Origin of the sequence: Ehrlichia muris subsp. eauclairensis, assembly GCF_051097115.1 — a bacterium.
GTDB lineage: Bacteria > Pseudomonadota > Alphaproteobacteria > Rickettsiales > Anaplasmataceae > Ehrlichia > Ehrlichia muris.
In genome coordinates this window covers 854829-867431 of the sequence record NZ_CP118226.1, presented here as the reverse complement: position 1 = coordinate 867431, position 12603 = coordinate 854829, and the positions used below count along the sequence as shown (strand labels likewise).

Annotated in this window: 6 protein-coding genes and 1 pseudogene; all 7 read right to left on the bottom strand. The window is 29.3% G+C overall.

Going from position 1 to position 12603, the window contains the following annotated elements; genetic code table 11:
- Positions 1-321 precede the first annotated feature (321 nt).
- Positions 322-1680, bottom strand: a complete 1359-nt coding sequence (locus PVA18_RS03450; protein ID WP_045804449.1) for a hypothetical protein — start codon at positions 1678-1680, stop codon at positions 322-324.
- Between the two features lie 675 nt (positions 1681-2355).
- Positions 2356-4509, bottom strand: coding sequence for a hypothetical protein (locus tag PVA18_RS03445; protein ID WP_086375103.1), 2154 nt, complete (start codon positions 4507-4509; stop codon positions 2356-2358).
- A 629-nt stretch (positions 4510-5138) separates the two neighbouring features.
- Positions 5139-6242: a hypothetical protein gene (locus PVA18_RS03440; protein ID WP_045804451.1), complete on the bottom strand. Its 1104-nt coding sequence runs from the start codon at positions 6240-6242 to the stop codon at positions 5139-5141.
- 1907 nt (positions 6243-8149) lie between these two features.
- Positions 8150-8653: a hypothetical protein gene (locus PVA18_RS03435; RefSeq protein WP_231568482.1), complete on the bottom strand. Its 504-nt coding sequence runs from the start codon at positions 8651-8653 to the stop codon at positions 8150-8152.
- A 345-nt stretch (positions 8654-8998) separates the two neighbouring features.
- Positions 8999-10045 carry a hypothetical protein gene (locus tag PVA18_RS03430; protein WP_052692767.1) on the bottom strand — a complete coding sequence of 349 codons (1047 nt, stop codon included), beginning with the start codon at positions 10043-10045 and terminating at the stop codon, positions 8999-9001.
- A gap of 293 nt (positions 10046-10338) precedes the next feature.
- Positions 10339-11115, bottom strand: a pseudogene (locus tag PVA18_RS03425) (ATP-dependent helicase); the annotation flags it as partial.
- A gap of 369 nt (positions 11116-11484) precedes the next feature.
- Positions 11485-12546, bottom strand: a complete 1062-nt coding sequence (locus PVA18_RS03420) for a hypothetical protein (RefSeq protein ID WP_045804452.1) — start codon at positions 12544-12546, stop codon at positions 11485-11487.
- Positions 12547-12603: the final 57 nt, after the last annotated feature.

The window sequence follows — 12603 nt, the reverse complement described above, 5'->3', positions numbered from 1 at the left end:
CTATAATAATGCTAATTTTATCTTTATAAGGGGTTTAAGTATGTATGTACTAGTGACTATCCTACATTATTACTTAAAGCAACGTTTTTGATAATGTTTTATTAAAAAATTATGAAGTATTAATTATTTAGTTTTATTAATATTAAGATATTTTCTTAAACAAAGTACTACAGTTAATAAAAATAATACATAACTTATTGTAACTCACTATGATGAATATATGTGTAGTTGTACAGAGTGTGTATTGCTTAATGAAGCAGCAGTATTAACTCTGTACAACTTTCAATAATCATATTATAACTAAAGTTATAATAATAGTTATTATTGATGTATTGTTTGTTGGCGATCTTGAATTAACGCATTACTAAGAATACTACATACAGTATTAAAATGTTGTTTGTCTATTAATGAGGGGACCTGTAATGCGTCTGAGAAAGAATATACAACAGCGGTAGTATTAGCTGCTTCTATCTTTGATTTACTACTTAAATACATACAAGGACTGCTAGATTCTTGATTGTTATAGGTATCATCTGGAATACAATCCCTCATTGTATCAGGTATGATTAATTGTAGCTTTATATCTTTATAGCATATGTTTGAAGATTCATTGAGTGGTGTTATTGTGAATTTTAATAGATAGCCTGCTTCTGCAGCTGTATTTTGATCTGTTTTCTTGTGTATTATAAAATCTCCAGCAATACTATAGTGTAATTCTATTGGGTCTTTTGACATAGAAAGTGAACAATCAATTTTATTGTTGCCATGGCTGATAACATTGGACTTTTTGTATTTCTTCTTAAAAAGTCTCCTAATAAGTTTTATGGGTGTAGCATGATATCCTTCTGTATGACAATAGGTGACTAGTTCATTTATCATTGTTGCACCAGGAGTTATATTATATGTTTTGATAAACATATTTTCTAGGATTGCAGCCATAATTACTCTATTATGGAATGTAGTGCGGCATGTTGTCTCATCTATACAGAGTGCTGACTTTATATGTTCAATGTGGTTTCTTACTAAATTTGCGATACCATCATCACCAGGGGTGTCTGGTATTGTTAGGCTTGGATCTTTTACTATTTTTAATAATTTAGCATGATTCTTGATGAGTGATTTTGCAGTAGTAATATCATAAGTATTGTTCAAATATAGTTGAGGATTTTTATTAGTTAGTTTGATAGCATCAGTATTATCTGATGTGTTTTTATAAACATTACCAAACATGTATTTAGCTAGCTGTACATGTGACAGTGTAATACCTGTGCGAAGTGCAAGATTGTTTGTTATTAATAATTCCTTCTTGGCTACTGGCTTTTCTTTTCTAGGGATAGGTAGTACTATAACAGGTGTATTAGGTATTGGGGTTTCTTTAGTCAGTGTATCTTTAGGGACTTCTGTTTGATCTTTATTAGCTGCTAGATTTTCTTTAGTGATATGTGACTTATCTTTATTAGTATTAGTAGGTGCATGTCTACCATTATCGCTAGGGTTAGGTGCCACAAACTCAAACTCTTTGGGTGTTGTTTCTTCTTTAGATAGTGTAGTACCTGCATGGGTAAGAGATGCTGTTGGTTGTTTTTGTAGAGCTTCAAATAAAACAGCTGCTAGCAATATAATAAGGATTGATAATAATAACACTAAAACAGCGATTTTTAGCTTAGGAGTATACATCATAGTTGGCGTACCTAAATTCTTAATATCATATTAAATATTGTATAAATAATAATATTTATTACTAATAATATTAGTAATATTAAGGATTTTTTACAAGAAATTTATAATATTTCTTTATAGAATTAATTATTATTTAAATATCATTAATATTGGCTAAAATTACTGTAATTTTATTAACTGTAAGCTAATGATAATATTACGTGAATTGACATCTTAGTATTTTTCCCTAGTATAAAATGCTGGAGATCTACTTATGAATCTGAGTAGGAATTTTTTTATTATGATGATGTGAAATATTGTAATGGCTGGCTTGTGTGTAATGTTTTGTTGAATTATTATATTGGAGCTTATGTTTAAGAGAATCTGTTCTAAAATTAAGGTGTAATTAGTGGTACTAATATAATATCACTGCTATGCTGGTTTTATTGCCCGCAATCTTAGATTTTAATAGTATCTTATTTAAAAGTTATGACGTATTAATTGTTTGGTTTTATATAATATGTAAGATATCTTAACTTATCAAAAAAATACTACACTAATAAGAGTAAAGAAGTAACAAAGTAACCTATTATAGCTAATATAGGTATATGTGCAATATACAGGATCTTATGTCACCTAATAGAAGCAGCAATATGTTACTTTTGTACAACTTTGGACAACAATATATTAAGTTTGTTAACAATGTTGTTGTGTTGCGTGTGAGCAATTTTCAACAGATGTGCCAGCAAAACCACATACCGCGTTAAAACTTTGTTTGCTTGTTAATAAAGGCGCCTTTAAGTTTGGGAAGGAATATATAAACTGGGTGTAATGATTATTATCAACATGCACATCAGGAGCACAACCAATTAATCTAACAAGATCAGTAAGGGAACAGGAAGCATGAGGAGGAGGAAATGGGATATGTGTCTTTATTCTATCAGGTACGTGTAATTCGAAAAATATACTTTTATAGTGTACCTCTGAAAAGTTCTGTGGGTCTGGGGATATTATTGTGAAATCTAATTTGCATAATAGCTTTTCATTTTTACCTTTATAAGGTATTATAATGTTTGTATTACTAGTACACGCTAAGCTTTTTGTAGTTTCTGCTCTTTTAAATGTTATGATTATGTCTTTGGTAGTTGCTTTACTCATATCGATTTCTTGGTGTTCCTTAAAAACTAGTTTAAGAAATTTCAGAGGCATAGCACAACATCCTTCTTCAAGATTATAATGGTTAACTAGCGCATGTATTATACTTATATTAGGAATTAAAGACTGAGACTTATTAAATATATGTTCAAGGATTGCAGCTGTTGTTATTCTATTATGGAATATACGACAACATTCTTTATCCTGAATATTAAGTGTTGCTTTTATGCTTTCAATGTGGTTTTTTGCTATATTCATGATTGCCTTTTCATGATTGTTAAGTGATTGATATGAGTTGTCTGGTATTGAATTTGCTACTATTTGTGATAATTTACCATAATTCTTGAGTGATGGTGCTGGCACAACTACTATCTCATTAATTTTGAGGAGTGGAATATTTCTAAACTCTCTGTCAGGTGTAATATCTCTTATAATAGGAGCATTTAAGCTCTCGTTAGAAATGCCACACATTAATTCGAGTAATTCTGCCTGTGGCATCTTAATATTTGAATTAGTTGGTATAATATCATCGTATGGTGTAGCAGCAGATGATGGACTAGTAGTTTGTATAGCAGGGGGTACATCATCTAGTATAGGATAAATATTTTCTATATCTATTAATAAAGGCGCCTGTAAGTTTGGGAAGGAGTATGTAAGTTGTGTGCAATAATAATTACCATGCTTCACAAGAGTATGAGTAGTTAATCTAGCGGAATCAGCATTGGCTATACAGGAATTATTAGTAGAAGAAGGAGATGTAATATCTATATTCATTCTACTAGGTATGAATAATATTGAGCTTATATTTTCATAGCATACGCATGAAAAATTTTGTGAATCTGATGATGTTATTGTGAAATCTAATTTGCATGATAGTTTTTCATTTTTACCTTTATAAGGTATTATAATGTTTGTATTGATAGTACACGCTAAGCTTTTTGTAGTCTTTGCTCTTTTAAATGTTATGACTATGTCTTTGGTAGTTGCTTTACTGGTATCGATTTCTTGGCATTCCTTAAAAACTAGTTTGAGAAATTTCAGAGGCATATAACAACGTTGTCCTCCTGCGGGATTATAATGGTTAACTAGCTCATGTATTATACTTATATTAGGAGTTAAAGACTGAGACTTATTAAATATATGTTCAAGGATTGCAGCTGTTGTTATTCTATTATGGAATATACGACAACATTCTTTATCCTGAATATTAAGTGTTGCTTTTATGCTTTCAATGTGTTTTTTTGCTATATTCATGATTGTCTTTTCATGATTGTTAAGTGATTGATATGAGTTGTCTGGTATTGAATTTGCTACTATTTGTGATAATTTATCATAATTCTCGAGTGATGATGCTGGCACAACTGTTATCTCATTAATTTCGAGGAGTGGAATATTTCTAAACTCTCTGTCGGGTGTAATACCTCTTATAATAGGAGCATTTGAGCTCTCGTTAGAAATGCCACATATTAATTCGAGTAATTCTGCCTGTGGTAGGTTAATATTATTAATTGGTATAATATTATCGTGTGATGTAACATTGCCTTGTATAGCTGGAGGTTGTTCATCATCAGGTAGTGTAGCAGGAACTTGTTGTCTTTGTCGTAAATATTTAAATAAACTAAACGCTAGCAATATAATAAAGATTAATAGTAATGATACTAAGCTAGAAATTTTTATTGTAGAACTATGTGTCATGGCTATTACACCTAAGATTTTAATATAATATTAAGATTCTATTACAAAGAAGTAATCTTTATTAATAACAATGCATATTCTATAGAATTCTTACAAAGAAGTCCATAATATTTATTAATTATTTGTTAAAATAATTAAAGATTATTAAACTATAAATTAAGAAATATTGTATTAATTAATATTTTCCTATAGTATGCTTGAGATCTACTTATGCATCTGAGTAGGAATTTTTTTATTATGGTGATATGAAATATTGGAATAGCTGGCTTGTGTATAATGTCTTGTTAGATTATTAATATTGAAACTTGTGTTTAAGAAAATATATTCTAAAATTAAGGTATAATTGGTTATACTAATATCAGTGTTATGCTGATTTTAGTGTCTCCAATCTTAAATTGTAATAGTATCTATTTAAAAATTGTGACATATTAATTATTTGGCTTTATATAACATGTAAGATATTTTAATTTATTAAAAGAATATTACAGTAGTAAAAGTAAAAAAGCAACAAAATAACCCATTGTAGCTAATATAGGTATGTGAACAATATACAGAGTCTGATATCACCTAATGGAAGGAGCAATATATTATTTCTGTGCAACTTTAGACAACAATATTGATTAAGTTTATTAACAATGTTGTTGTGTTGTGTGCAAGTAATGTTGAATGGATGTACCAGAAGAATCATATACTGCCTTAAAATTTTGTTTATTTATTAATGAAGGTATCTGTGGTGAGTGTGGTAAGGAATATATAAGTGAGATTTTGTAATTATTATAATACTTATGAGTTAATGCAGCTGAATCAACACAAAATTTATCGGAATTAGCAGGGGAGAGAGGCGTGATATAATTGTCCATTGTATCAGGTACGCATAATTTTAAAGTCATATTTTTGTGGCATACGCCTGAAAAATTCTGTGAATCTGGTGATGTAATGGTAAAGTCTAAACTGCATAATAGTTTTTCATCTCTACCTTTATAAGGTATTATAACGTTTGCAGAAATATAATAATTTAAGCTTGTATACGTTGCTTTGTTAAGTGTTACCGATATATCTTCAATCTTTGCTTGATTCATATCGATTTCTTGGCATTTCTTAAAAATTTCTTTAACGAATCTTAAGGGCATAGAATAATATCCTGCAGAATTACAATAGCTGACTAACTCATGTATTATATTTGTGTTAGGGATTAAAGAATCAGAATTCTGAAACACATGTTCAAGGATTGCAGCTGTTGTTGCTCTGCCATAAAATAAATCATGACATTTTTCTGTATCATCTACATTAAGTGTTGCTTTTATACTTTTAATGTGTTTTTTTGCTAGAGTTAGGATTGTCTGTTCATATAGTGTAAGTGAGTCATATGATGTTGTTTGTGTGTCATTCTGTACCATTTTTGATAATCTATCATAGTCCTTGGAGAATGATTCTGGTATAATCTTAGTATGATTAACTATGAAACTTTTAACCTTTCCAAAATCTCCGTTGGATAGTATAGCACCTCTTATAATACCAGCATCTAGGTTCTCATTAGAAATGCCACACATTAATTTGGGTAATTTTTCCTGTGATATGTGAATATTTGTATCAAGTAGTACAGGTGGTTGCTGTTTTTTTAATAGTTGGTGTTTTTTTAATAAACGTCGTAAAGATACAAGGACTAGCGATGTAATAAGTATGAAGAATAAGGATACTAAAGTGAAAATTTGTATTGTAGGACCAAATGTCATGATTATTATACCTTATTAAAGTTTATTATAATATTAATATCTGTTAAAAATAAATATTAATATTATGATTAATGTCATGGTTTTTACAAGAAAAAAATTACGATATTTATATAAAAATTAACCATTTGTGTGAATCTTTGTTAATATTAGCTCAAAAATTACTGTAACTCTATTAACTATAAACTAGGATATAGTATGTCGATTCACTTATATAATAGTGTTTTTGTAGTAGCAAGAAATGGGATAGATTTACTACTACTTCTGATTGTTATATAGTAATTATATTGTATTATGTGGTGAGTATTAGGTGATTATTTTAGTAAACTAGCATAGCAAAATTACAACCTTTTGGTATGTCATTAATAACAGATCCTATACTAATTTCTTAGGAATAAAATATGTATTTTTAGATATAAGTTGTTATTTGCTTGGTTAAAGATAAAATAATCTTTCTAATATTATTAGATACATTGTATATGGACAGATTTTAACTATCTTGTGGATATTGTTTATTTTGTTACGTGTATTGAAGGTGAGGTTATAGAGTTTTTATTGGTACTTGTATAACATATGGATGTCAGTCTGTTATTAGTATATGATTGAGCATCTTATATTTTAATGCATTGTATCAATTTTTATAAAAAATATTTATGCTTCATGTGTTATTTATACGTAAGTTGTGCGAGACACATTTAAATGTTGTGCTATTTTAGAGAAATGTAAATACTATATAAGGGAACGTAGTGGAAACTTGATTCCATCATATTTGTATTTGTAGGTGTTAAGGTCATATGTATAATAGTTGTTGACGGTGTAAAGAGTGGTTTTTTATAGATCTGGTAATGTTTTCTATAGGCTTTTTTATAACGAATGTCGTGTATTGGATATTGAGTTTATTGAAATAATGAGGTAGTGTTTTCTTATTATAACATTTTTTTATTATGCTCTATTAAAAGAACATATTTTAATGAAATATGCTAATATATTTGGTATGTGTATACAAATATTATTCTATAGAACCTTATGGGTACTGAGATAAATGATAAGTGTTTGTCATCAATGCAGATAATGTAATGGCGGCAATGATTAGCAATTTTATTATTGTATGATTTGTCTAAATATTAATTAACGAGATATAAAAGAAATTTTTTTGTATACTTAAAATGTAATCATCAAATGCTAAAGTTTTATTGGATTGTTTTTTGATGTTTGACATATTTTGTAAGTACTTATTTGTCTGTAGTATGTATAATAAGGGTAGTGTGATATTACAGATATTTGTGGAAAAATATATGACACTCATAGTATGAATGCTATAAGCAATACTTGTGTTATTTGTAATATTGTAGACTTGTCAATTCTATGGGACAATAATTATATTTATAAAGTAGTATGCGTAAAGTTATGCAGGTGTCTTATAAGATTTGTATATTATTTTTTATTCTACCTTTAAATAGTGATCTGGCTTTTATGTCTGATAAGTAGTATTCTAGAACAGAGTATATCAGGGGTAATTTCGTCTTGATCGTTATAGTATAATGGCACAGTCAGGATCTTTTCTTATAAAAGAAGAACATGTATTTCTTATATTACATTTTTCTTTTGTAACATAATGTTTCATGCTATCAGGTAGAAATAAGGTAAAGCTTGTGTCGCTATATAATATAAATTTATCATTTGTTTTTTGGTTCTTTGCTGGTGCATATAAAAATGGAAGGCAATGTTAAAATGATGTACCTTATTAGGTTCTATGGTTGTACACAATGACATACTAGTAATCATGGTAATAGCCTATTAGGTTATAGTTGTATATTGTAAATTCTATCATGTGATCTATAGGTTTAATAATATGAGTAAGAGTTTGACCTGTATTCAAAATATAATCTAATATTTTAGCTCCTACCTGTTCAATATATCTCTTGGTGAAAGTGATTAACTATTTCATGTATGATATCTAGATTAATTATTGATTTGTTTAATACTTGAAACATATAATCTAAAGTTGCAGCTAAAGCGATTCTAGAATGCTGTGATTTAAGATTATTATATGTTGTTTGTGTGCCTAGCAATTGTAATATATATTGGAAATGTTTATTAATATATGTGTTAGATGTATTTTGTGATTGATAAAATGCTAGTATTTTAGGAAATTGTTTAAATAGGTTGTCATTTAAATTAGGCATAACTATAGCTAATTTATTGCTAAGAATCTTGTTTGATAAGCGTGTTGTGTTTAGTTGTTTATTGTTTGATGTATCAAATATTGTTTGTATAAAATCTCTAGAGATACTGGGTAATTCTGTGTCAAAAAATACTTCATGAGTTTTCTTTCGAATATTATGAAAGAATAAGAAGGCAATTATTAGTATTATTAATGCAATAATACCAATTATAATTAATACGTTATTCATGTTCTATGTTATGTGTGGTCTATACTTATTACAACATAATTATTTAAATAATTTAATCTTTTTCTATAAATTTTTATAATATAGAATTATCATAAGGTACATTTGTATGGTTAAGTAATGTTTTTATACAAGTAAAACTTGTTAATAAATGTTATATTATTAAGCTTAAACATACATCATTGATGGTTGAATATACTATAATTTTTACTATATTTATAGCTTTATAGATCTCTTATAGTATTTAGACCTTACTATAAGAGATATAATCAATGGTTCATTTGTATATGGAATTTTAAGTAAGATAATGAGGATGTAATATAGATCCTCATAAGTATCAAACTTTTGTTACAAAGAGCGGGATTCAGTTTGGGGTTGTATTTTTGTTTCATGTATTTCTGCAGAAACATTCAATGGCTTATTTTGTTGTTGTTTAGAATCTTTATTTGAATTGCCTGTGGGTTTGCGTATATCCTCCTCTGATGGGTGTGGGCGAATAAATGTGCTGCGAGTTTGGTATTGACTTTTCTGTTTTTGCTTATGCTTTTCTTTTTGATTTTCTATGTCAGGTATTGTTACTGGTGAACATTTATAATTTGGTAAACTATGTCCTATTATCAATGTATTATGGTTACGCGTTATTTTATACGGTGTTACTTTTTGAAAAGGAGTACCAGTACAAAATGCCCGTATTCTGTGGATGGCATTACTAATAGGAGCAAACATATTTGACAGTCTGATGGTGTTGATAGAAAACACCCTTGATGCTACATTTTGTGGTATTTCAAGTGATATTTTGGAGTTACTGTATGTTATTATATCTTCTTTTGAAGTAATGTCAAGGTATAGTGTTGTATTTACCGTAGATATGGGGGTGCCATTTTTCACACCTCTAAAGGTCAGTTGTTCTGTATGCACTAGTGCTAAATTTGATTCTGATATGATTTCAATTTTAGTCTCAAACGTGTCCATAGCTGGAACAATCGGACTATTAAGATGCATTCTGGCCTGTATATCTTTCCCCAGCAGCTGTAGTAGTTCTAGTGATGATCCATATAGAGATGCTTGATTTATCATCGTTACACATTCGTCTATAAGAGGTCCACTGATGTTTTGATTTGAGATCTCCTGAAATTTTAAAGCAAGTATTTCGTGTAAAGTTTTACGATACTCCTTGTCTTTCAGTGTTTCATTGGCATTAACCACCTGAGAAAACTTAGCATCTTGCCCGTTTATTACTATCTGATTTCTTGGAAGGTCTTTCCAAGCTGCGTGACCACTTGTGCAGTCAACATACTGTGTATTTCTGAACTGACTTACGTTAAAACTCCCTAGAGCTTTTATAAATGATGGGGTAGTAAACCTTTGAAAGCTGTTTCTTAGTTGAGTTAACATCTAAAGCTCTTATGTAATAACGAAATGTAAGTAGTATAAATATAATTCTTTAATGATTAATGAATTAGTACAACTTTCTAATTGTATTACATGCATTGAATATATGCAATACAAAATATATTGAAATAGTTTGTAATTATTCCTACTAATGTATATTATATAGTTTATATAATTTGTATACTGTTGAAGTTTAATACAATGCTGCTGATTATTCGTAGTGAATAATTAGGAAATAACTTGCCATTCTGTCGTGAGAATGTAAAACATGTATTGAAAATGGCTTTAAATATTAATTAATAATAGCTTGAAATGTTTTTTATGACTTGTACATGTTCTGCAGGTAATTCCTTGATAAATCTTGATATTTTCATTTGTTGACGCCAATTGTTGATGTCTCTTACTGCTACACATGATATGAATAGTTGCTGACGTGCTCGTGTAATTCCAACATAAGCTAATCTTCTTTCTTCTTCTAATGCATCTCCTGTCCTATCTTGTAAAGATTTTTCATGTGGGAATACTCCTTCTTCCCACCCAGGTAAAAAAACTACGGGAAATTCTAATCCTTTTGCTGCATGCAGTGTCATGATATAAGTGTAGTTATCATTGTAATTTAAAGAATCTGTTTCTGTAACAAGACTGATATGTTCTAAAAATTCGTTTACATCATTAAAACTTAATAATGCGGAAAAAAGTTCTTTTATATTTTCTACTCTTGCTAGGCCATTTTCACCTTCATTTTCTAACATATCTATGTACCCTGAATCATAGGCTATCATTTTAACAGTGTTTGATATTGAATCAGATGATAAAGATTCTTTCCAAGAGTTAATCTTACTTAGTAAATTAGTTAAGGATCTAGATGCTTTATCAGGCAATTGATTATCCGAGATTAAGATTTTTGCTGCATTTAAAAAATAGGTATTATTTTGTTTGGCACATAGATATATTTTATTGAGTGTTGATGCTCCTATATGTCGTTTAGGTTTGTTAATTATTCTTTCAAAGGCGATATCATTATTAGGATTGACCGTGATTTTTAAGTAAGCAATGATATCACGGATTTCTTTCTATAATATTATAGTTGATATGTTATTCATGTCCTTGTAGTCTGTGTTTGTTATAGCATAATTATTAAACAATTTAGTCTTTTTTATGAATTTTGACAATATAGAATTATCATGAGGTACATTTGTATGGTTAAGTAATGTTTTTATACAAGTAAAACTTGTTAATAAATGTTATATTATTAAGCTTAAACATACATCATTGATGGTTGAATATACTATAATTTTTACTATATTTATAGCTTTATAGATCTCTTATAGTATTTAGACCTTACTATAAGAGAGAGATATAATCAATGGTTCATTTGTATATGGAATTTTAAGTAAGATAATGAGGATGTAATATAGATCCTCATAAGTATCAAACTTTTGTTACAAAGAGCGGGATTCAGTATTAAATTGTTTTTGGGGTTGTATTTTTGTTTCATGTATTTCTGCAGAAACATTCAATGGCTTATTTTGTTGTTGTTTAGAATCTTTATTTGAATTGCCTGTGGGTTTGCGTATATCCTCCTCTGATGGGTGTGGGCGAATAAATGTGCTGCGAGTTTGGTATTGACTTTTCTGTTTTTGCTTATGCTTTTCTTTTTGATTTTCTATGTCAGGTATTGTTACTGGGATGCATCTGTAATGTGGTAACTTATGTGTTATTATCGATGCATTGTTAGTACGTATTATTTCATATGGTGTTATTTTCTGAAAAGGAACACCAGTAAACAATGACCGTATTCTGCTGACGGCATTACTCAAGGGAACAAGCATATTTGCCATTCTTATGCTATTGATAGGCAATAAAGTTGGTGCTACTTTTTGTGGTATTTCAAGTGATATTGTGGGGTTACTGTATGTTACTGTATTGTACTGATCTGAACTCATATTAAAGCATATCGTTGTGCTGAGTTTAGATATGGGGTAGCCAGTGCTCATGTCTCTAAGGGTCAGTTGTTCTGTATGCTCTACTGTTAAATTTGAGCCTGATATGGTTTCAATTTTAGTATTATACGCATGTACAACCGGAACAACCAGAGTATTAAGATGCATTCTGGCCTGCATATCTTTCCCCAGTAGCTGTAGTACTTTTATTGATGATCCATATAGAGATGCTTGATTTAGTATCGTTACACATTCGTCTATAAGAGGTCCACTGACGTTTTGATTTGAGATCTCCTGAAATTTTGAATTAAATATTTCGTGTAAAACTTTACGATACCTATTATTTTCCGGTGTTTTATAGGCATTAATTGCCTGAGCAAAATTAGCATCTTTCCCATTTATTTTTATCTGACTTCTTGGAAGGTCTGCCCAAGCTATCTGGCCGCTTTCACAGTCAGGATAATGTGTGTTTCTAGCATGATGCAGGTCAAAATTTCTTAAAGCTCTAATAAATGACGGGATCCTGAGTCTTTGCCAAGTGTTTCTTAGTTGAGTTAACATCTGAAGTTCTATGTAATAACGAAATGTAAGTAATATAAATATAATTCTTTAATGATT